15 protein-coding genes are annotated in these 23,050 nt (G+C 33.3%); 12 read left to right on the forward strand and 3 right to left on the reverse strand.

The window, feature by feature from the left end:
* The first annotated feature begins 166 nt into the window (after nt 1-166).
* The 6 genes from AC3IPI_RS15305 to AC3IPI_RS15330 all read left to right on the forward strand — a co-directional run bounded on the left by AC3IPI_RS15305 (nt 167) and on the right by AC3IPI_RS15330 (nt 11,110).
* Nucleotides 167-2,155, forward strand: coding sequence for a beta-mannosidase (locus tag AC3IPI_RS15305; RefSeq protein WP_489153800.1), 1,989 nt, complete (start codon nt 167-169; stop codon nt 2,153-2,155).
* Nucleotides 2,156-2,510: 355 nt separating this feature from the next.
* The gene (locus AC3IPI_RS15310; RefSeq protein WP_489153802.1) at nt 2,511-4,787 is read left to right on the forward strand and encodes a GH92 family glycosyl hydrolase; all 2,277 of its coding nucleotides are present in this window, start codon (nt 2,511-2,513) and stop codon (nt 4,785-4,787) included.
* A 286-nt stretch (nt 4,788-5,073) separates the two neighbouring features.
* The gene (locus AC3IPI_RS15315; RefSeq protein ID WP_489153804.1) at nt 5,074-7,356 is read left to right on the forward strand and encodes a GH92 family glycosyl hydrolase; all 2,283 of its coding nucleotides are present in this window, start codon (nt 5,074-5,076) and stop codon (nt 7,354-7,356) included.
* 4 nt (nt 7,357-7,360) lie between these two features.
* On the forward strand, nt 7,361-8,821 hold the full coding sequence (locus AC3IPI_RS15320) for a glycoside hydrolase family 125 protein (protein WP_039114115.1): 1,461 nt from the start codon (nt 7,361-7,363) through the stop codon (nt 8,819-8,821).
* A 198-nt stretch (nt 8,822-9,019) separates the two neighbouring features.
* Nucleotides 9,020-9,922 (forward strand): ROK family protein, encoded by a 903-nt coding sequence (locus tag AC3IPI_RS15325; RefSeq protein WP_489153807.1) that lies wholly within the window; start codon nt 9,020-9,022, stop codon nt 9,920-9,922.
* Between the two features lie 186 nt (nt 9,923-10,108).
* Nucleotides 10,109-11,110, forward strand: coding sequence for an isoaspartyl peptidase/L-asparaginase family protein (locus tag AC3IPI_RS15330; RefSeq protein WP_489153809.1), 1,002 nt, complete (start codon nt 10,109-10,111; stop codon nt 11,108-11,110).
* A gap of 280 nt (nt 11,111-11,390) precedes the next feature.
* Here the strand turns inward: AC3IPI_RS15330 and AC3IPI_RS15335 are convergent, their stop codons facing one another.
* Nucleotides 11,391-12,857 (reverse strand): glycoside hydrolase family 130 protein, encoded by a 1,467-nt coding sequence (locus AC3IPI_RS15335; RefSeq protein WP_489153811.1) that lies wholly within the window; start codon nt 12,855-12,857, stop codon nt 11,391-11,393.
* A gap of 321 nt (nt 12,858-13,178) precedes the next feature.
* On the opposite strand from AC3IPI_RS15335, the gene AC3IPI_RS15340 reads away from it, so the two are divergent.
* On the forward strand, nt 13,179-13,700 hold the full coding sequence (locus AC3IPI_RS15340) for a hypothetical protein (protein WP_489153813.1): 522 nt from the start codon (nt 13,179-13,181) through the stop codon (nt 13,698-13,700).
* Between the two features lie 133 nt (nt 13,701-13,833).
* Here AC3IPI_RS15340 and AC3IPI_RS15345 read toward each other — a convergent pair whose 3' ends face one another.
* Entirely contained in the window at nt 13,834-14,442 is a 609-nt protein-coding gene (locus AC3IPI_RS15345; protein ID WP_086894208.1) for a YkgJ family cysteine cluster protein, read from the reverse strand.
* Between the two features lie 431 nt (nt 14,443-14,873).
* On the opposite strand from AC3IPI_RS15345, the gene AC3IPI_RS15350 reads away from it, so the two are divergent.
* From AC3IPI_RS15350 to AC3IPI_RS15370, 5 genes are all read left to right on the forward strand, one after another.
* Nucleotides 14,874-16,112, forward strand: coding sequence for a TMEM143 family protein (locus AC3IPI_RS15350; RefSeq protein WP_489153816.1), 1,239 nt, complete (start codon nt 14,874-14,876; stop codon nt 16,110-16,112).
* 757 nt (nt 16,113-16,869) lie between these two features.
* A complete protein-coding gene (locus tag AC3IPI_RS15355) occupies nt 16,870-17,352 on the forward strand; it encodes a hypothetical protein (protein ID WP_489153818.1) in 483 nt (160 codons plus the stop codon).
* Nucleotides 17,353-17,561: 209 nt separating this feature from the next.
* Nucleotides 17,562-18,032, forward strand: coding sequence for an Mpo1 family 2-hydroxy fatty acid dioxygenase (locus AC3IPI_RS15360; protein ID WP_489153820.1), 471 nt, complete (start codon nt 17,562-17,564; stop codon nt 18,030-18,032).
* 82 nt (nt 18,033-18,114) lie between these two features.
* Nucleotides 18,115-19,026: a hypothetical protein gene (locus AC3IPI_RS15365; RefSeq protein WP_489153822.1), complete on the forward strand. Its 912-nt coding sequence runs from the start codon at nt 18,115-18,117 to the stop codon at nt 19,024-19,026.
* A gap of 154 nt (nt 19,027-19,180) precedes the next feature.
* Nucleotides 19,181-21,763, forward strand: coding sequence for a CotH kinase family protein (locus tag AC3IPI_RS15370; protein ID WP_489153824.1), 2,583 nt, complete (start codon nt 19,181-19,183; stop codon nt 21,761-21,763).
* A gap of 215 nt (nt 21,764-21,978) precedes the next feature.
* Here the strand turns inward: AC3IPI_RS15370 and AC3IPI_RS15375 are convergent, their stop codons facing one another.
* Nucleotides 21,979-23,028, reverse strand: a complete 1,050-nt coding sequence (locus AC3IPI_RS15375; RefSeq protein ID WP_489153826.1) for a helix-turn-helix domain-containing protein — start codon at nt 23,026-23,028, stop codon at nt 21,979-21,981.
* Between the last annotated feature and the right edge of the window lie 22 nt (nt 23,029-23,050).

The raw sequence follows: 23,050 nt of genomic DNA on the forward strand, positions 1-23,050 counted from the left end.
ATTTTTGTTAGTTACTCTTATTCTAGGATATAAAACCTAAAAGAGAAGGAATTAATTGTGCAAGCAATTATCCTTCTCCCACTGCCAACGGTTAAATTACCTTTTGCTATTTGCAAACACACACTTAAAAATTAGACATAAATAATAATTTTATTACTCAGTAAAAATGGAATGTAAAAAAAGCTTTTATTGGTTTGTCGGCATATGTCTTGCAAATTTTTCATTTGCATTAAATGCACAAAATATAGATATAAAAAAAGATTGGCAATATCGGGAAGTAAAAACTGAAAAGTGGAATCCGGCAACAGTTCCTGGAGAGATTCATACCGATTTGTTAAACAATAAATTAATACCAGATCCATTTTATCGGGACAATGAGAAAAAACTAGAATGGATAGAAAAGAAAGATTGGGAGTATAAAACGACTTTTCAGGTTACATCAGCAACGTTTAACAAAAAAAATGCTGAACTAGTTTTTGACGGGCTAGATACTTACGCAACAGTTTACCTGAACAATCAATTGGTTTTAAAGGCCGATAATATGTTCCGCCAATGGAGAGTTGATGTAAAGAAAATAATTAAATCAGGAAATAATGATTTAGTAATCGTATTTAAATCGGCACAAAATGTAGTCGATTCACTTGCAAAGAAAGATTTACCATTTGTAATTCCAGATAATCCTCGTGCTTATGTGCGTAAAGCGCAATACCATTTTGGATGGGATTGGGGACCAAAATTCACCACTTGCGGAATTTGGAAAACACCACGATTGGAAGCTTATGACGAAAAAACTCCAGAGAAACCATATGTGCTTAATCGTAAGATAGAGTTGGTACAGCAACCGGATAGTTTAGGTAAATCATTTTACTTTAAAATCGATGGAAAGCCAGTGTATATGAAAGGAGCTAACTATATTCCGTCGGATGCATTTCTTTCTAGAGTTACCAAAAAAGAATACGAAAAAGTAGTTGGTATGGCAAAAGATGCCAATATGAATATGTTACGTATTTGGGGAGGAGGAGTTTATGAAGATGATTATTTTTATGACTTATGCGATAAATACGGAATTAATGTTTGGCAAGATTTTATGTTTGCAGGAACGATGGTACCAGGAGATGATGCTTTCTTTGACAATGTAAAAAAAGAAGTGCAATATCAAGTAAAGCGTTTACGTCATCATCCGAGTATTGTTTTGTGGTGCGGAAATAACGAAGCCGACGAAGCATTTAAAAACTGGGGTTGGCAAAAAAGCATGAATATGTCCAAACAAGACTCGACGCGTTTATGGAAAGATTATGTTCGTTTGTTTCAGGATAGTATTCCAAAATGGGTAAAAGAAGTCGATAATAAAAGACCATACATTAGTTCATCACCATTATTTCATTGGTCAAAAGAAAAAAGTATTACCGAAGGAGATAGCCATTATTGGGGAACTTGGTGGGGATTAGAAGATATAGAAGCAGTACAGAAAAAAACTGGTCGTTTTGTGAGTGAATACGGAATGCAAGCGATGCCAAATTATTCTTCTATTGAAAGATTTACAAAAGCTGAAGACCGATATTTATATTCAGATATTTTGCAAGCGCATCAAAAAGCAGGGAAAGGATTCATGAAATTAGATTCTTATTTGAATAGATATTTTATTGATTCGACCAAAATAAAGAAAATGAATGTCGAGGATTATACGTACCTCACACAGTGTTTACAATATTATTCGCTTAAAAACATTATCGGAATCCATCGCTCAAAAGCACCTTATAATATGGGAACATTGGTTTGGCAACTTAACGATTGTTGGCCAGTAGCAAGTTGGAGTGTAACCGATTATTATGATCGACAACCTAAAGCTGCTTGGTACGCCATGAAAGAAGCTTACAGAGATGATATAACTCCGACAATTGATTTGACACGTCCGATAGATTTAAAACTCGAAGACCCAAAAATCACTTGGAAAGTACAAGGAAACAAACTGACTCTAAAAGCATCAAAATTTGCTAAATATGTAAATGTTTCCATAAAAGGATACACTGGCAAATGGAGCGATAACTACATCGACTTAAAAGCAGGAGAAGAAAGAACAATTACGTTCGAAGGGAAAATAGCTAAGCCAGAGGTTAAGGTTTATTCTCTTTATGATGTTTTAGGAAGGTACTAAGGCACTAAGGTTCTGAGGTGCTAAGGTTTCTTGTATTGCGAATAAAAAAAGGCTCAAAGCGACAAAGGTTTCTTGTATTGCGAATAAAAAGAGGTTCATAGGTTTTCTGTAGAGGCGCACCGCAGTGCGTCTACTTTGCGATCTCTGCGAAAATCTTTGCTCACTTTGCGGTTAAATTTTATGTTCAAAGGTTTTCTGTAGAGACGCACCGCAGTGCGTCTAAAGGCTCCAAAGGGAAACTTTACGAACTCTGCGGTTAAATTTTTATGTTCAAAGATTAAAAAAATATCCGCGTAAATCTGTTTAATCCGTGTCATCTGCGTGCCATTACACAAGTCAAATAAAAAAATAAAATATGTTTAAAATATATAACAAAATAGCTTTTAGTGGTATTATCGCTTTAAATCTATTTTTTGCTAATCCTGTAATTTCACAGGAAAAGAAAGCAAAACAAACTAGTATAGATTACACTCAATACGTAAATCCATTGATAGGATCTGCGGGACACGGACACGTATTTGTTGGTGCCAATGTTCCTTTTGGAGCGGTACAACTTGGTCCAGTAAATGTTTTTGAAGGTTGGGATTGGTGCAGCGGATACAACTACGCAAGTAATACCATATTAGGGTTCACGCACACACATTTAAGCGGAACAGGAATTGGAGATTTAAACGATATTCTGTTGTTGCCAGTATCAGGAAAAGTGCCACTTACCAAAGGCACAAAAGAAGATATGGCAACAGGTTATGGTTCCTATTTCTCTCATAAAAACGAAGTAACCAAAGCAGGGTATTACAGCGTTATTCTTGATAAATACAAAATTAAAGCAGAGCTAACAGCAAGCGAAAGAGTAGGTTTTCATAAATACACATTTAATACCACTACAGATAATCACGTTTTATTAGATCTAGCCGATGGTGTGGGATGGGATAAACCCGTAAAAACATTCATCAAAAAAATCAACGAAACAACACTTGTAGGATATAGATATTCTGCGGGTTGGGCTGCAGATCAGCGTATTTTCTTTACAATGGAATTTTCTGAACCAATTTCAAATATAGCTTTATATGATAATACAACTCCAGTTCCAGGAAACGAAGGCGAAGCAGTACGTATGAAAGCGGTTTTAGATTTTAAAGCTTTAAAAAATAAACAAGTTTTAGTAAAAGTTGGGATTTCTCCAGTAAGTTATGAGAACGCTTCCGCGAATATCAAAGCGGAGATTCCGGGTTGGGATTTTAATGCTGTAGCAAAAGAAGCGACTTCAAAATGGAATAAAGAGCTAAATAAAATTCAGATAAAAGCAGACGATAAAACAACAAAAGTTTTTTATACAGCCTTATATCATACCATGTTTGCACCATCAATTTTTAATGATGTAAACGGAGATTACAGAGGAACCGATAAAAAAGTATACGAAAAAGCAGGTTTTACCAATTACACAACTTTTTCACTTTGGGATACCTATCGTGGTTTACATCCATTATATACTATCACGCAACCCGATAAAATCAATGATATCGTTAAATCATTTTTAGCAATCTACGAGCAACAAGGGCGATTACCAGTTTGGCATTTAATGGGGAATGAAACCAATACAATGAACGGAAATCACTCGATTGCCGTTATTGTAGATGCTTACATGAAAGGATATAGAGATTACGATACTGCATTGGCGTATGAAGCCATAAAAAAAACAGCGATGCAAACGCGTGACGGAATGGATTATGTTCAGAAACTAGAATATATTCCAGCCGATAAAGTATTAGAATCAGTTGGTAATGCTTTAGAATATGCTATTGACGATTATTGTGTGGCATTAATGGCAAAATCATTAGGCAAAACTGATGATTACAATTATTTCTCAAAAAGAGCCAATTTGTACAAATTGTATTTCGATAAAGAAACTACATTTATGAGAGGAAAATTAACCGATGGAAATTGGAGAACGCCATTCAACCCACTTTCATCAGCACATCGTAAAGACGATTATGTAGAGGGAAATGCTTGGCAATACACATGGTTAGTTCCGCAAGACCCTTACGGTTTAATCGAATTGTTTGGAAGCGAAGATAAATTTTTAGCCAAATTAGATTCACTTTTCCTGATAACAGATAAAGTAGAAGGCGAAGAGATTTCACCAGATATCAGTGGATTAATTGGTCAATACGCACAAGGAAATGAACCAAATCACCATATTCCGTATTTGTATGCATACGCAGGACAACCTTGGAAAACCGCTAAATTAATCCGTGAAATCGATGATAAATTCTACTCGACAAAACCAGATGGATTATGCGGAAATGAGGATTTAGGACAAATGTCGGCTTGGTATGTATTCTCATCAATGGGATTCTATTCCGTTAATCCAGCAAACGGAATTTATGTTTTAGGAAGCCCTTTAGTAAACACAGCGACAATCCATCACAAAGAAGGAATTTCATTTACATTAAAAGCAATAGATAATAGTAAAACCAATATCTATATCCAAAAAGCCGAGTACAACGGAAAACCATACACAAAATCATACATCACACACGATATGATTGTAAAAGGAGGAGAATTAAAATTGTATATGGGAAGTAAACCTTCAACGACGTTTGGAGTGAAGAAAGAAGACAGACCGCTTTAGGATTTTAGATTTAAGAGTTCAGATTTTAGATTTAAGAAGTAGGAACGTTCAGCATTCCTGCAAGGTTTTAAAAACCTTGTAGGTATATTTTAAGTTTTCTGGTTTACGTAAGCTCTGTCAAAGTTAGTCTGCGCATTTTTGTTATCCCGAGGAACGAGGGATCTTCGCAAGTAGCTCGACAAAGATTTAAGAATTAGAGTTTAGAGTATATACTCACTTTTTGCATTTTATACAAATACATAATACCTACAAGGTTTTAAAAACCTTGTAGGATAACAACATAGATATGAAAATAAAGAGTTTAATTTTTTTAGGATTAATGCAGTTTTTTGCAGTAAATGCACAGAACAAAACCCTTGATCCAGTAGAATATGTTAATCCATTAATGGGAACACAGTCTTTGCATAGCCTTTCTAACGGAAATACGTATCCTGCAATTTGCCGACCTTGGGGAATGAATTTTTGGACACCACAAACAGGAAAAATGTGTGACGGATGGGCGTATGTTTATACAGCCGAAAAGATTAGAGGATTCAAACAAACACATCAACCTTCGCCATGGATGAATGATTACGGGCAGTTTTCAATCATGCCAGTAACAGGAAAATTAGCTTTTACAGAAGACGAAAGAGAAAGTTGGTTTAGCCACAAAGCCGAGGTTTCAAAGCCCTATTATTACAGCGTATATCTAGCCGATTATGATGTTACAACCGAAATTACAGCAACCGAAAGAGCAGCACATTTTCAGATTACATTCCCAGAAAACGAGCAATCTTCTATTGTAATCGATGCATTTGACAAAGGTTCTTATATCAAAATAATTCCGTCAGAAAATAAAATTATAGGATATACAACTCGCAATAGTGGAGGAGTTCCAGAGAATTTCAAAAACTATTTTGTATTACAATTCGATAAACCATTTGCAACAAATTATACATGGCATGATAAGGTTCTGGAAAAAGACAAACTAGAATTAAAAGATAATCATGTAGGTGCAATAGTTGGATTTAAAACCAAAAAAGGCGAGAAAGTAAATGTAAAAGTATCATCATCTTTTATCAGTATAGAGCAAGCCGAATTAAATTTGAATAGCGAGTTAGGAAAAGCATCTTTTGATGAAACAGTAGCCGAATCTAAACAAGAATGGAATAAAGTTCTTGGAAAATTAAATGCTGAGGGTGGAAGCGAAGAGCAACTAAAAACATTCTACTCTTGTTTATACCGTACTGTTTGTTTTCCTCAAAAACAATACGAAATAGATGCTAAGGGAGAAATTGTGCACTATAGTCCTTACAATGGCAAAGTATTGCCGGGTTATATGTACGCAGGAACAGGGTTTTGGGATACATTCCGTGCTTTATATCCTTTGCTTAATTTAGTTTATCCTACTATAAACAAAGAAATGCAAGAAGGATTAATCAACGATTATAAAGAAGGCGGATTCTTGCCAGAATGGTCAAGTCCAGGATTTAGAAACGTAATGGTAGGAAACAATTCGGCATCTGTAGTTTCTGATGCTTATATCAAAGGATTGCGTGGTTATGACATCAATAAATTATACGAAGCCTTGTTGCATGGAGCCAATAACGAAGGACCGTTAGAAGCTGTGGGAAGAAAAGGAGTGGAGTATTACAACACTTTAGGGTATGTACCTTATGATGTAAAAATCAACGAAAATGCTGCAAGAACACTAGAATATGCCTATGATGATTTCACGATTTGGAAATTGGCGAAAGCTCTAAACCGTCCGAAAAAAGAAATTAGTTTATTCGAAAAACGAATGATGAATTATAAAAAACTTTATAATCCAGAAATTGGATTAATGAGCGGTAGAAATAAAGACGGAAGTTTTCCTAAAAATTTCAATCCGTTTAAATGGGGAGATGCTTTTACCGAAGGAAATGCGTGGCATTACAGCTGGAGTGTATTTCACGACATAAATGGTTTAATTGATTTAATGGGAGGCGAGAAAAAATTTACAGCCAAATTAGATGCAGTTTTCACCACTCCACCAGTTTTTGATGATAGTTATTATGGAGCAGTTATTCATGAAATCCGCGAAATGCAAATCATGAATATGGGACAATATGCACACGGAAACCAACCAATTCAGCATATGATTTATTTGTATAATTATGCTGGCGAACCTTGGAAAACACAATATTGGTCAAGAGAAGTAATGAACCGTTTGTATAAACCAACTCCAGATGGATATTGCGGAGATGAGGATAACGGACAAACTTCGGCTTGGTATGTTTTCTCAGCAATGGGATTCTATCCAGTTTGCCCGGGAACAGACGAATATGTTCTGGGAGCACCATTATTTAAGAAAGTAACATTACAGTTAGAAAACGGAAAGGAGCTTATTATAAATGCTCAAAATAATTCTGAAACTAATAAATATGTTCAGGATTTAAAATGGAATAATGCAACTCATACCAAAAATTATATCAATCATTTTGATGTATTAAAAGGTGGTGAATTAAATTTTGACATGACCAGCAAACCTAATTTACAAAGAGGAACTTCAGCAAGTGCCTATCCATATTCTTATTCAACTTCAAAATAATACTATGCAATCACGTAGAAAATTTATAAAAAACACAGGGATTTTTTCAGCAGGATTATTGGCACTTCAATCTGATGTTTTCGGAATGCAGTCGGATGCTTTCAATTTTGCATTAAAAGATTTTATTACCAAAAGACCGCCATTAGCCGAAAGAAAATTTACAAGTAAAGCAGTTGAAGCAGCAATTGTAAGAATCAAAAAACAAATTGCAAACCCAGAATTAGCTTGGTTGTTTGAGAACTGTTTTCCTAATACATTAGACACAACTGTCGATTTTGAAATCATCGACGGAAAACCAGATACGTATGTTATCACAGGAGATATTGATGCTATGTGGTTGCGTGATAGTACAGCGCAAATATGGCCGTATATTCCGTTTGTAAAAGAAGATAAAAAACTGGCAGAATTAGTAAAAGGAGTAATCAACCGCCAAACTAAATGTATTTTGCTTGATCCTTATGCGAATGCTTTTTACAAAGATTTTAATCAGGTAAGTGAGTGGAAAAATGATATGACCAAAATGCAACCTGGAATCCATGAACGCAAATGGGAGATTGACAGTTTGTGTTATCCAATACGATTGGCGCACGGATATTGGAAAGAAACTGGAGATATTAGTTTGTTTGACAGTAAGTGGAAAGAAGCCATGCTTTTGGTATTGCAAACTTTTAAAGAACAACAACGTTGGACAGATAAAGGGCCATATAATTTTCAGAGAGTAACAGCTTGGGCTACCGATGGTGTACCATTAAGTGGTTACGGATATCCTGTAAAACCATGCGGATTAATCGTTTCAACTTTCAGACCAAGTGATGATAGTACATTGTTTGGATATTTAATTCCGAGTAATATGTTTGCGATTGAAGTACTTGGATATCTTCAGGAAATTTTCTCTTTACCAGCATTAAAAGACAATGATTTAGTGGCTAAAGCCAAAGAATTACAAGGACAAGTTCAGAAAGGATTAGAAGAAAACGGAATCATCGAACATCCAAAATTCGGAAAAATTATTGCTTTTGAGGTTAATGGTTACGGTAGTTTCCACATGATGGATGATGCCAATGTACCTTCATTATTATCATTACCATATTTAGGAGCTATTGAGCCAGATAGTCCGTTATATTTGAATACGCGCAAAGTGGTACTTTCAGAAAACAATCCGTTTTTCTATAAAGGAAAAGCAGGCGAAGGGGTTGGAGGACCACATACAGGAACAGATACCATCTGGCCTATGAGTATTGTTTTGAGAGCCATTACCAGTGTCGACGAAAAAGAGATAAAAGCGTGTATTAGTAATTTGATAAAAACAAATGCTGATACCGGATTCATGCACGAGTCATTTCATAAAGACGATGTTACTAAGTTTACCCGAAAATGGTTTGCTTGGGCAAATACACTATTTGGAGAAATGATAGTACACACAAGCATCCATTATCCTCAAATTTTAAAAGACAAAAACATTTAAAAAACTAAAAATATATTTACCATTAAGAGATTAATAAAAAATTAAGGTTTAAAAAAAATCGGGTAATTCGAAGCAAATAATAAAACATTGCACCATTAAGGAATTAAGAAAAATTAAGCAGTCAGACTTAATAACTTTAATTTCTTAATGGTAAAAAATCTTAATCTCTTAATGGTTCAATTCCAAAAAAAAACAAGAATGAATAAAGAATATGCCGTTGGATTAGACATTGGGGGCACACATATTACCGCAGCAATTATAGATATAGTAAGCATGAAAGTGATTAATTTTTCGCTGCATAAAGAATCATTTGACTCTAATTTGCCGGTAGAAGAAGTGATGACTATTTGGGAAAAAGCAATTAGAACTTCTATAGAAAATTCTAAAGTAGAAAAACCGACAGGATTAGCAGTTTGTATGCCAGGTCCGTTTGATTATATTAATGGAGTTTGTTGGATAAAAGGACAATCTAAATATGAGCATTTTTACGGATTAAACGTTCGTGATTTATTTCAGGATAAATTAAATCTTTCGGCAGATTTTCCGATTCTTTTTGAAAATGATGCGGTATGTTTTGGTAAAGGCGAAGTCTTTAAAGATTCAGATAATCTTTCTAAAAAAGTTATGGCAATCACGCTTGGTACAGGACTTGGAGCTTGTTTTATAGACAAAGGAGAATCGATTTGTACAGGGGATTTAGTTCCTAAAGATGGCGAAATATATGACCAACCATATAAAGATGGAATAGCAGAAGATTATGTTTCGGCACGAGGACTTATAGCTGGTTATTTCGCTTTAAGCGGAAAAAAACTCAACAACGGATTAGAGCTTTTTAATTTGGCTAAAGCCGAAGATGAAATGGCAATAAAAGTATTCGAAGAAATGGGAGAAGATTTAGCTGTAATTGTGCTTCCGTGGTTAGCAACTTTCTCAGCTGATAGTTTTATTATTGGAGGAAAAATTGCAAATGCAAGTGAGTTTTTCTTGCCTACTTTCATTAAAAAAATAAAAGAAGCAGGAAGTAAAGTCGATGTTTCTATTTCTACAGATAATGAAATTGCAGCTTTATTAGGAGCGACAAGTTTGCTTTATAAAGCTTAATAAGTTAAACCATATAAGTTATATAAGTTCATGTAAAAGAATTTTTGATAACTTGTTTTTAATTTTTTAGTAGCTATAAATAACTGTAAATGTTCTAAAAATTACTTATATGATTTAATTTTGAGTTGCTATAAACAGCCCACTTAAATGATCTTATATAACTTATATGGTTTAAAAATATTTAATATGACAAACTCAAACCGCAGAAATTTTATAAAAACAGCAGCAATAGCTTCAGTTGCTGTAGCATTGCAATCTTTTAATACAGACCAAGAAGAAGAAAAGATATTGATATCTAAGAAAGTAAAGAAACCAATTGTACTTTCTACTTGGAAGTTTGGAATTCCTGCAAACGAAGCTGCTTGGGAAGTTCTAAAAAATAAAGGAACTGCTTTGGATGCTGTAGAAGCCGGAGTTAAAATTCCCGAAGGCGATCCAAAAGAGCGAAGCGTAGGTTATGGTGGACGCCCTGATAGAGATGGTCGTGTAACACTCGACGCTTGTATTATGGATGAAAATGCCAACATAGGTTCAGTTGGTTGTTTAGAGTTTATAAAACATCCTATATCTGTTGCAAGAGCTGTGATGGAAAAAACACCACACGTAATGTTGGTTGGGGATGGAGCTTTGCAATTTGCATTAGCACAAGGTTTCAAAAAAGAAAATCTGCTAACAGAAGAGTCCGAAAAAGAATGGAAAGAATGGCTGAAAGACAGTAAATACAAACCAATTGCCAATATTGAAAATCACGATACAATCGGGATGATTGCTCTGGATGCCAACGGAAATCTTTCGGGTGCGTGTACTACAAGCGGAATGGCTTTTAAAATGCATGGACGCTTAGGAGATTCGCCAATTATAGGAGCGGGTTTATATGTTGATAACGAAATTGGAGCTGCTACAGCCACAGGTCACGGCGAAGAAGTAATAAGGATTTCGGGTTGTCACCTTGTTGTTGAATTAATGCGTCAAGGAAAATCACCTCAAAAAGCCTGCGAAGAAGCCGTAGCAAGAATCGTAAAACTAACGAAGAATAGAAACAAAGATTTAAAAGATATTCAGGTAGGTTTTATCGCTTTGAATAAAGCGGGAGAATATGGTTCATATTGTATTCAGGGCGGTTTTAATTATGCTCTTTATGATGATACTGGAAATAAATTAATCGATGCAGATTATTTCTTGAAGTAAAATTCACGAACTTATTTTCCCCCAATCTTTGGCGAGTTACTCACGGAGACCCTTCGTACCTCAGGGTGACAAGTTTGTGGTTATTTTGTGTAGTTGAAGTATTGACAATCTTGTTTTATCTCAATCTTGTCTTTCTGACGAAGGAAGACACGATCGATAGCGAACTGGCGAAGCAATCTCCACAAGAAACTCCATAATGTTTGTCGAGCGACTAGTGGAGACCCTTCTTTCCTCAGGGAGACAAGACTGAGGATAATCGTGCTGTTCCAAATTCAGATTATTATTTACTGTCTTTTAATGCAGTTATTAATTCTACCATATCGACTATGGCGTATGTCGATGAATAATCGGATACGGCATAGGGCAATATTAAGCTGTTGTTGTGGATGATTGCACCACAGGAATACACAACATTGGGTACATAACCTTCTCGCTCGTCTTCGAGTGGCGAAAGTAGTGGTTCTTTAAGTCTTCCGATTTCTTTGGAAGGGTCATCAAGGTCAAATAGTGATGCGCCTATGCAATAACGTCGCATAGCGCCTACGCCGTGGGTTATAACGAGCCAGCCTTCTTGAGTCCAGAGTGGAGATCCGCAGTTTCCTATTTGTGTAAATTCCCAAGTATAACGTGGTTCTTGGAGTAGGATAGGATTGTCCCATTGTGTGGCTCTGTCGGAATACATGATGTAATTGTTTACGCCATCGATACGGGAAAGCATGGCATATTTGCCTTTTATTTTTCGGGGAAATAACGCCAGGTTTTTATTTTGCGCACCTGCGCCATGCAGTGGCATTACCCTGAAGGTATAAAAGTCTTCGGTAGAAATAAGTTTTGGGAGTATGGTATGCCCATTATAAGCTGTATATGTTGCCATAACCCGATTGGAGCCATCATCATCGACAAAACGAACAAAACGAGCATCTTCGATTCCTTTGCTTTCAGAGTCAGATATTGGGAATATAACCCGCTCGGTAATATCGGAGTCGTGTTTGAATTGCAAATCATAAAAAGAATCGGCTAGCCAAATTATTTCTTCGAGCGCTGTTCTCCTTTCCTGACGAATTGATGGATCGCTTAATGCGATATTTACCATACTTTTTAATACAGCATATTCAAATTCATTAGGCAAATCCTGCATGATTTGCGCTATGTATTTGTCATGCGTATGCATTTCGGACAATTTTAAGAGGAATCGTTCTTTGTTGTATAGGCTTTTGTGCTCAATCTCGGCTTTATCGATATTATGCCCAATTTTCATTACTTGGAGGTTGTTGTCTTTATCGAGAATTCCTCTCCTAAAAACAATTGACGAAATATGTCCTTCGCCTGTGGCACGGAATGAAATAATAACTCGTTTTTCGCCTATTTGAAGATCCGATTGATCTAAATCTTCGACAATAGATGGATTGAAAATAGCAGCCGATTCAATAGCATATTCCATCGTGCAGTAAGAACCTATAAGCATTTTTCGGTCGAGAGACATGGCTTCATAGTCTATTTTCATCCCTTCGATTATACCTCTTATTTTTCCGGAATGTTTAAGAAAGATGCTTGAAATATTTCGGTGACGTCTTGCAAATTCACGAAGTGTATGTTCTAAGGTTTCTACGACTTGTTTTTCATCGAGTGTCATTATGCGCGCAACCATTTGGATTGTCCGTTCATCACCATTCATAAAATATCGGGCAACAACTCTTTTGGAATCTGGGATAAATCGTATATTTTTTCGGATGACAGGTACTCGCATAGTTTTATGTTTTAATTAGAATAAAATAGGAACGCTATTTATTTTTGAAGAAATCAACTTTAAAAATCTAGGATTCTTAGGAAGTATTAACTTCCGATAAAGGGATTATTCCAAATTTACGAAAAAATAATAAATAAAATTAGGGTAAGTGTTTGGTTTACAAAAGGAATGGTTTAGAGGGTTAATGCTGTTGTAGAAAATAGAATTCTCTTCATTTGTTCCCGAAAAAGATTTTTAAAAAAGTTAAAGCGAAAGATAAAATTTTACCTTGCAGTTCGAAATTAATAAACCTCAAAATTTTATCTTCTAGATTGATTATTTATGGACAGAATCAAACTTATTTTATTACTTTTTTCGACTTTTACATTTATAATAGCAATAGCATTAACAGGAAAGAATTTGTCATTTTATTTTAAGAATAAAGAAATGTATTCTGATTCTAAAAAATATACTAAAGAATATGTTTTGATAGACTCTATTTATTCCAAAAAGCTAAGACGTAAAACGCGGACATATCTTACTTATGGTTTTTCTAAGAAATTTGATAATTATAAAACTACTTTTGATTTAAACAATCCTGACGGAAGCGCTCTTTTTGAGAATGATATTCCTGTTGAATTTGTTAGGGATTCTCTTAATGGATCAAATGTTTATTATTACGCTTGGGTTAATAAAGAGAAGAAGAAAGGTTTTATTGCTAATCCGAATGAAAAATCAATTAAAGATAACTTGATTTTTTTAGATCGTATTTTATCAATTCAGTTAAATATAGGCTTGATGGTCTTTTCATTGCTTATTTTCTATTGGTTAGAAGTATATAGAATTTTTCAAAAAGCAAGATAATTGTACGTTAGAAAGAGATAAAAAATACTAGATTTTAATCCTGACCAGACGGATATATTGAAATATCTTTTGATAATCACAAACTAAGTAATCTTTGAACCTTAGTACCTCAGAACCTCTGTACCTAAAAAAACTAAGCAATATTCTCTAATCCACCAGGAAATGGTCTGTAGGCATAATAATGCAATACTTCTTCGATGGCCATTTTTAAGGCTTCATTTATTGGGAGCAATGTAATTCCCATTTTGAGGTCTATTTGTGCTAATTGCATATAATAATCAGTAAAAATAGGCACGTACTGTCCTTTATTAATCAATTCTTCGGCTGTATTAAAGTTATCTTGTTGTTCTTCTTTTATGATTTTGCAGGTTGCCAATCGCAGTTTTCCGTATTTATCGGTATTTGCGGCATAACCAAATAGACGACATATAAGTCCTCTATAACGATAATTGCTACATTTTCCTTTATGATGTTCCAGAACAGAGAGAGGGCGGTATAAATGGCAATTTTTGTTGGATGTATTATTTAATTCTGCTAAAGTTTCTTCAGCCATACCATTCAAAAACAAATGAAATGCCCAGGGCAAAAATTCTAGAGGTGAAGCTTCTATATTAGGTTTAGAACAACATTTTCCACAACCAGCGTTACAAAATATATGTGTTTCAGATTGAAAAGCAGTAATTTCAATTTCAAGGCGGTCAAACAATGCTTCTACGAGCCGAACTTTATGTTCTATTGCCATTTTTTTGTGTAAGGTAGGCTAATAGAAATGGCTCATGCTACATTAGGTGTTTTTTTTAATTTAGAAAGGGTCAAAGGAGCAGAGAAACAAAGGAACAAAGGTTTTTTAGGAAAGGTACTAAGGTGCTAAGTTGCAAAGGGACAAAGGAAGCTTCGTTTATGAATAAAAAAGTTTTTTTTTAGTTATTATATTTGTTTCTAAAAGAAATAGTCTTAGAATCTGTATAAGTAGCTTCTCAAGTTACTCTTAGAGTTTTTTTTAAATTTAGAAGGGCTCAAAGGCTATTTAGTTTGTGTAGAGAAAGTTCTCTAGCATTATACTTTATCCGCAAACTAGGCAGTCTTTGTCCCTCTGTTTCTTAGGACCTTTGTACCTCAGAAACTAAAATCCTTTGTACCTTTGAACTTTTAAAATAAGCCCCCAAATTTTATATGAACCGAGAACATTATATTCCCTTTAACAAGGAGTTCTTACTCGAACAACAAATTGCAACTTTTAGTGAAGACCAAAAAAAGGTCGATGATTTTATAAAATTATTCGATATTATAGAGCATTATTATCATTATGAAGCTTTTAATCTTAACCGAAATTTAAAACAAAATTATGCACTTTTCGATCCTGATTTAAGCCAGAAAGAACGTGAAAGTTTTATAGGCAAGAGTGACTTTTCTGTTTTTAAAGAAACTCTTGTTACAGTTTTGGAACATGGTAATTATAGTCGTATTGACAAGGAAACGTTAGATAGGGCTTTTAAAGATTCAGATTTAATAGGTCTAAATTTAGCAATAGATTTTAATGCTTTTAAAGATTACGAATTATATGTTAGAGGCAATCATAAGGCAAAAGAAAAGGTAACTAAATTTATTTTCTGGAAGAAAGAAATTGAGATAGAATATTATGATCGTGTCATGATTTATCTTAATTATAATGATGCCGATTATCTTAGAGAGAAAAAAGTAAAATTAGGAAAAATGCCTATTGAGCCTGGTTCTGTAGTTTTAAAAATCTTTAAGCGCGTTCCTAAAAATGACCTCGAAACGATATTCCCAAATGCAATCCCCAAGATGTCTACTACAGACAAACTATTGTTGTGGGTTCCTGGTATTTTTGGTGGTGTTTCGTTATTAAGCACTACCGTAATTCCGGCATTGATTCGTATGTATGCTGCATACAAATCGGGAGAAACTCTTGATTTATTAAATAGTAAAGCTTCGCTAAATCAGGGTTTAATTGCATTAGGAATTTTATCTGCATATTTATTTAGACAGTATAGCAATTTTGTGAATAAGAAGATAAAATATTCTAAGATGCTTTCTGATAGTCTTTACTTTAAGAATCTAGGAAATAATAGCGGTGCTTTTTACTCTTTATTAAACTCATCAGAGGAGGAAGTACTTAAGGAAACTATCTTGGCTTATGCATTTTTAGAAAGAAGTAAGTATTCTTTAACTGCAGATGAACTCGATTATCAAATTGAATCTTGGTTTATGACAAAGTTAAATACAGATTTAGATTTTGATGTAAATGATGCTTTGTTGAAATTAAAAAACATTGGTCTTGGTATAGAAACAAATGGAAAATGGGAAGTTATCTCGCTTGATAAAGCCCTCATTAAGATTGATGAATTATGGAATAGTGTTTTTAGGAAAGGTACAGAGGTTTTTTTTTAAAGGTTCAAAGGTACTGAGGTTCAAAGGTTGCTTAGTTTGCGAGTAAAATGATTGTGATACATAAGTAACTCGACATAGTTTGAGGAACTGCTTATGGAGATTCTTCACTCTGTTCAGAAAGACAAGATTGGAGAATTTGTTTGTCAATCTACTCGTGAATATTATTTTACTAGTTTGCTATCGTTTATTTTATCCGCAAACAAATTAATTTTTGAAACTTAGAGCTTCAGAAACTTTTTTGTCTCATTCAAACAACTTTAGGTATAATTGTATTTTTCAGCATTGATTTAAAATTAAAGGATGCCTTTATAATATCAAATAGATTTATTCTTAATTTATTGGTTCTAACTTTTATGTATATTTCGTTTAAGTATTAAATTTAAAAAGATTAATAATATATCTGATGAATAATTTCAAACCTATTTCTGTTTTTATAATAACATCGTTTTTATCGGGATTTGCTATTCTCAAATTCACACAGCAATTTAGGTTTATTGATGAGTTCAGATGGATTTATCAAACGGGAGGGATTTTATGTTTTTCCTTTGAATTGCTTTCTTTAGTTTTATCCTTTATTGTTTTGATTTTATTTTTAAAAAGAGATATTAATTTGAAAACGAAATATAAATTCATCTGGATTATTTTTAGCTTAATTCCGCTTTTATTTTGGGTATTTGTTTATATTCAATTTGGTACTAATATTTAAGAATGAGTAAATAATTGTGAAAAAAAAGGAATGATAAATATGAAATCAATCATGACAAAAAAGATTCTATTAATGTTAGCAGGTGTATTTTTTTTGAGTTGTCAAAAAGATAAAAATAATGTATTAATATTTGATGAGGTAGAGTATTATCACAGTAGCTTTTATAAATTGGCTGGTCCACCAGATAATACAGATAGGTTTGATATTTATTATTCTGATTTTGTGCAGGAAAAAAATAAATTCAATTATACAAAATTAGCTCAGTATGGATTTTTAAAAAGAGAAATAAGTAACGATTTTGAGGCCAATATAAAATATTTTCTGACAGATAAAAATCCTGGAAAATATTTCCCTGACTATAGATGTTTAAACTGTTATCAAGATATTTTGATTTTTTACAACAAGAAAGAGTTAATAGGTGTTGCGAAATTTGACTTTTTATGCAACAAGTATTGTTTTACAAGTTTTCTTTCTGATAAAAATATTTATTTAAAAAAGGATTGTTTAAGGTATAAACACTTTTTTAAAGAATAAAGAAATGCGGTAGTTATCTTGTATAAGTTTAAGAACTTTTATAGGGTGATAGTATCATAATCATTTTATCCGCAAACTAAAAGCCTTAGCACCTCAAAACCTTTCTCAAAAAAACCTTTGCCTCTTAGAACCTTAGTACCTTCTTTAAAAAACCTTTTTTGTATCTTTCATAAATTTTATTAGATTTACGTATACCTAAATCCTGAAATATGAGAACGTTAGAACAATGGTTTGATGAATATGCAGTAAGTCACCAAAACCCAAAGAATAAAGCGATACATTATGTATGTGTTCCTGCAATTTTCTTTTCGATTGTAGGTTTATTAATGAGCATTCCGAGTGGTTTAATTGCTCGCACTCTAAAGTTGAATGCCCCAATAATCGAAAATTGGGCTGTGGTTGTGTTACTTTTTGTACTCGTTTTCTATATTCGACTGTCGGTTGCAATGGCTTTTAAGATTGCAATTTTCTCGGCTATTTGTCTGGTTGTAAATTATTATATCGGACAAGTTTTTCCGTTATGGATATTTTCTATTGGTGTTTTCGTTATTGCGTGGATTGGGCAGTTTTATGGACACAATATAGAGGGTAAAAAGCCTTCTTTCTTAAAAGATCTTCAGTTTTTAATGATTGGTCCAGCTTGGGTGGTTGAGAATTTATTCTCGAAGAAAAGGGTTTAAAAAAGGTACTGAGGTTCAAAGGTACAGAGAGGCAAATGCTACTTAGTTTATGAACAAAATTATTTGAATTTTATAAATACCCATGAACAAAATTTACATACTAATCCTTTTTACTTTTACTTTAATTAGCTGTAAAGAAGAAGAGAAAAAAAGGATAAACATTCCTGCAACTAAAGTTTCTATAGAAGCTCCTCAAGATTTTAAACTATGCAAAAGTATCATCGGACTTGAAAAAGGTACTAATGCAATAATTCAGATATCAGATTTGGTTGGAGGAAACTTCGATAGTAATTCCAGAGATTTTTCTAAAAAAGGATTTGAAGATAGAGGAGTTAAAGTTTTTGAGTATAAAGAATTTAAACTCGATGGCTATCAGGCTAAATATATTCATATGCAAGGTCAGGATAATCAGGAAGCTATGACTGTAGTTTTTGGAGATTCTACATTTTGTGATATGGTTATGGCAATATTTCCTGCAAATGATAAAACAACAGCTGATCAAATAAAAAAAGCTATTTTTTCTATAAAATATAACAAAGAGCTTAAGGTAGACTACTTGAATTTAGCTTTTTTTAAAGTAAATAATAATAAATCAAAATTTAAATTTGCGCAAGCATCAGGGAATATGTTTACCTATTCTACTGGTGGAGTAGTTAAGAAGTCTTATGAAAATGAGCCTATGTTCTTAATTACACCTCTCCCTGGTGATTCGGGTTTGACTAAAAAAGAATTGTCGGAAAGTATATTTAATGGTTTGATACAAAATAGCTTTATAGTTCTTGAAGAAAAGAATATTAAAACGGAACGCGTGAATGGGTATGATGCATACGAAATTGAAGTTTATGGTTTTCTAAAGGGGAAAAAAGTTTTAGTTTATCTACTTATATTAAGAAATGAAAATAAGGCTTTGGCTTTAGAAGGAGTTGCTTATTCTGATTTTGATAATGAGCTAATTGGTTTTAAAGAAATAGCTCATAATGTAGTATTTAAATAATATTGAGAGTAAATGAAGAAAAAGTTTAAAGAATCTATATTTTAATGATTAAACAATTGTCCTAAATTGTTAATCATAAAACTTTTATAAGTAAGTAAGTAAAAAAAATAAAGGCATTTTTGGAGTTAAAATTTTAACTTAAATATAAACCATTATGAATGTACCTTTACACCAAATTTTTAAGCGTTTCTTTTTATTGATAGTTTTGGTATCAATTTCTACAACTGCACAGATTAAAATTAATGAGGTCATGGCGAGTAATACCATGAGTTACGACCCTACACAATATAACTTTTCGGATTGGATAGAATTATATAATCCTGCGAATACTACAGTTAGCTTTCGAAATTATTATTTTTCTGATGATATCAATTTGCCTACTAAATGGCAAATTACAAGCTCTAAGGCTAGTATTTCTAAAGCTGGATATTTGCTAGTTTATTTTGATGAAACTAATACAAGCACAAATGCAAGTTTTAGGTTGGAGCCAAAAGGTGGAACTATCTATATGTTTGATGCCAGCAAAAATCTTGTAGATAAAATAACGTACCCTCCTTTAAATAATGGTAATATATCATATGCCAGAACTACAGATGGTGGCAGTGAATGGAGTTTGATGAGTTATCCTACTCCTAAAACAACTAATACAAAAGGTTTTCCTGCAAGTAAACAGGCTGAACAACCTTTGTTTAGTGAAGCGGGAGGATTTATTAGTGGGACGAAACAAATCACGTTAACCAGTAAAACTCCTGGAGCTTTAATTTATTATACATTAAATGGTGACGAACCTTTTGATGCAACAACTCAGGTAACTGATGCATCTAAAATGCTTACGGGTAAAGCGTTGCTTTATAATGGCGCAATCTCTGTTACTAATGCTGTTATTAGAGCAAAAGTTTATGCACCTGGTTATTTACCAAGTACTGTTGTTACTCAATCTTATTTGCAAAATAAACGAAATATTGATTTACCTGTTTTTTCGGTTTCTATGAATGAAAAATATCGAAATGATGGAACTTTGGGTATATGGAAAAACTACAGGAATGCGGTTATGAAAAGACCTTCTAATGTTGAGTTTTTTCCAACTCAAAATGGGACGTCTAATTTTAACTATCAAATGAATGTTGAGATATTTGCAGCTAGTCAGCGTGCAAAAGAGCACAAACAATTTAATATTATAGCAGACAAAAGATTTCAGGGAAATAACCGAATGAAATATGACTTTTTTAATGAAAAGAAAGGTCAAAAAAGAAAGTCGGTTACATTAAGAACTTCTGGGCAGGATGGTAAAAAAACGATGCTGCAGGATGCATTGGTTCATGTTTTGATTAAAGACCAAATGGATATAGACCGTAGAGCTTACGAACCTGCTGTTGTATATATTAATGGTAATTATAATGGTTTGATGAATATTAGAGAAAGAACTCAAAAGGATTATCTGGAATCTAATTATGGTTTGGAGACTAATGAATACGATTTGTTAGGTAAACATAACGATTATTCCACTATTCGTGCTTCTCAAGGGAATATGAACCAATGGAATGAAATGGTAAGTTATCTTAAAGCAAATGACCTTAAAACTGAAGCTAATTATCTTAAATATGTAGAGAAGTATATTGATGAGCCAGAAGTACTAAATTATTTTTTAGTACAAACTTATATTAACAATCGTGATCAGCCTAATAATAACATTAAAGCGTGGAGACCTTATACTAATAAAACAAAATGGCGTTATATATTGCATGATGCCGATTTGGCTTTAATAGTTTATTCATCTGCGGATAATAACATAAACCGTACACAAAAGAGTTCTACAAGCTCGATGGGATATGTTTTTTATAGTCTTTGTAAAAATGCAACGTTTAAGCAAAAATTTGCTGGTCAGTATATTGTTCATGCTTATCAAACATTTGATCCTACCAGAACAACACCTATTACTGATAGTCTTGCAAAAAAGATTGAAAATGAAATAGGTTATACACATGATGTTCATTCTTCGGTTCCAACTTTAGCAACTTGGAAAAAAAATATCCAATCGATGAAAGATTATTGGATTAAAAGACAACCCTATGCTACTAAACACGTAAAATCTTCTTTTGGTTTGAGCGGTAATGAGATGGCATTGAATGTAAATAATGATTTTTCTAAAGGGGATGTGTTGTTAAATACTATTAAATTGTTGAATAATTTTAAAGGGAAATATTTACAAAGTCTTTCTTATTCTTTGGAGGCTAAACCTAAAGCAAGTCATACTTTTAGATATTGGGATATTAAAATAGATAATGTAAGTAGTCAAGAATTTGGTGTTACTTATTCTGGAGTAATTCCTGCTAAAGCAACAAATGTTGTTATTACTGCTGTTTATGATAATGATACTATAAGTTCTGAAACTAAAAAGAATGATGAAGATAGTACTGTAGATGCAAAGGATGAGAATGTAATGAAATCCTCGGATGTGAATTTATCTGAGAATAAAGTTGTTATCGAGGAATTAAATAAACAGTTGGTAGCAAGCGATGTTAGACTATATCCTGTGCCAATTACGGAAGATATCCTTACGATTACTGCTGATGGAAATACGATATTAGCAGTTGAATTTTACGCTATAAATGGTTCTTTAGTAAAAAGAGTTGTACCAGAGGAAATGCCTCTTGATGTTTCTTTTTTAAGTAAAGGTGTTTACTTGTTGCGTATTTACACGGATAATGGAGTAGTAGTTAAAAAGATTATTAAATAAACAGAAATCCACTCGTGCTACGTAAGTAGGTTTTAAAAATGCGCATAGTCTTTGACTTTGCGCATTTTTTTATTTCAATTGAAAATGTTGTGTTGAATATTTTAGTTCTAGCCCAGATAGTAACGGCATCCTTTTCTTTGTTTCTTTAACAAAGAAAAGATAGAGTGGATAGCTGGAATTAGCTCCTAATAAAAATAATCTGGGTAATGATAAATCTAGATAATTAATAGGTCTAGTGCCGATAATTCTGTTACAAAAGGGCAGAACATACTTATTACCACTTCTTTTATTTTCATAAGTCCTGAACCTATGCAATTATTTTGATTCTTGATTTGACTAGGTGGATACCCAAAATATTTACGGAATGCTGTACTAAAATGATTAGGAGATTTATAACCTAACGATTCTGCTATTTGGTATATGTTTAGTTCGCTTTTTAGTAATTTTTGTTTGGCTTCAGTCATTTTTAGTTCGTTTAGATAACCAAAAACGGTTGTGCCAAATATTTCTTTAAAGTATTTTTTCAGCTTAAATTCATTAGTTCCTACTTTTCGGGCAAGATCTATTAATGAGCAAGGCGCCATAATGTTTTGAGTAACTATTTCTCTGGCATGGTGCATTCTTTCGACATCAATTTTTGGGATTGTATGTAAGACCTTTTGCGCTTGGGTTAATTGCTCTACTTGTAACAATAATAATTCAGAAACTTTTGTTTCCATGTACATTCTACGAAAATGACCAGTTCTTTCGCAAGAGCTTATGTCTCTTACTACAGCCAAAATCTCTGGCGTCATGATCTCGCTATATTTTATTTGTTTTGCTGGATTCTCATTAGAATAAGTTGAGATGAATTCAAAATCTAAATCTAAAGAATCTACTAGTGTGTTGTAGGTATCTTGCGGTATTAATATCGAGAGGTATTCTATTGCTGTAGGTGTAGCGGGAAGTTTAGCCAGTTTTGTACCTGCGGGTAAGTAATGTATTTGGTGGTGCATCATGTTGGTACATCCTTTCATAAAAAAGAACATTTGCATGACTGGTTCGTCTGTAAAATATTCAATTTTTATAGGCTGTAATAAATCCACCTCGATAAAGTTTATAAAAAACGATCCTGCTAAAGTTTGGCTATCTTTTATGGTGCCATATTTGGAATCACTGAATGTAATAATATCTTCAATAATTTCGTAAGCGTGATCTTTTTCTTCAAAAAAAGTCTGGTCACAGAGCTTGTAATCTATGTCTTTTATCGTGGTTTTAAGTTGCATTCTAATTCTTACTATGTTGGTT

The sequence above is a fragment of the Flavobacterium sp. GL_143 genome (assembly GCF_057834355.1).

Bases quoted from the DNA above. Each gene is read 5' to 3' on its own strand.
- AC3IPI_RS15325 (WP_489153807.1), top strand. From the start codon at position 9,020: ATGAATAAAGAATATGCCGTTGGATTAGACATTGGGGGCACACATATT.
- AC3IPI_RS15370 (WP_489153824.1), top strand. From the start codon at position 19,181: ATGAATGTACCTTTACACCAAATTTTTAAGCGTTTCTTTTTATTGATA.
- AC3IPI_RS15330 (WP_489153809.1), top strand. From the start codon at position 10,109: ATGACAAACTCAAACCGCAGAAATTTTATAAAAACAGCAGCAATAGCT.
- AC3IPI_RS15360 (WP_489153820.1), top strand. From the start codon at position 17,562: ATGAGAACGTTAGAACAATGGTTTGATGAATATGCAGTAAGTCACCAA.
- AC3IPI_RS15340 (WP_489153813.1), top strand. From the start codon at position 13,179: ATGGACAGAATCAAACTTATTTTATTACTTTTTTCGACTTTTACATTT.
- AC3IPI_RS15335 (WP_489153811.1), bottom strand. From the start codon at position 12,857: ATGCGAGTACCTGTCATCCGAAAAAATATACGATTTATCCCAGATTCC.
- AC3IPI_RS15345 (WP_086894208.1), bottom strand. From the start codon at position 14,442: ATGGCAATAGAACATAAAGTTCGGCTCGTAGAAGCATTGTTTGACCGC.
- AC3IPI_RS15315 (WP_489153804.1), top strand. From the start codon at position 5,074: ATGAAAATAAAGAGTTTAATTTTTTTAGGATTAATGCAGTTTTTTGCA.
- AC3IPI_RS15375 (WP_489153826.1), bottom strand. From the start codon at position 23,028: ATGCAACTTAAAACCACGATAAAAGACATAGATTACAAGCTCTGTGAC.
- AC3IPI_RS15320 (WP_039114115.1), top strand. From the start codon at position 7,361: ATGCAATCACGTAGAAAATTTATAAAAAACACAGGGATTTTTTCAGCA.
- AC3IPI_RS15310 (WP_489153802.1), top strand. From the start codon at position 2,511: ATGTTTAAAATATATAACAAAATAGCTTTTAGTGGTATTATCGCTTTA.
- AC3IPI_RS15305 (WP_489153800.1), top strand. From the start codon at position 167: ATGGAATGTAAAAAAAGCTTTTATTGGTTTGTCGGCATATGTCTTGCA.
- AC3IPI_RS15365 (WP_489153822.1), top strand. From the start codon at position 18,115: ATGAACAAAATTTACATACTAATCCTTTTTACTTTTACTTTAATTAGC.
- AC3IPI_RS15355 (WP_489153818.1), top strand. From the start codon at position 16,870: ATGACAAAAAAGATTCTATTAATGTTAGCAGGTGTATTTTTTTTGAGT.
- AC3IPI_RS15350 (WP_489153816.1), top strand. From the start codon at position 14,874: ATGAACCGAGAACATTATATTCCCTTTAACAAGGAGTTCTTACTCGAA.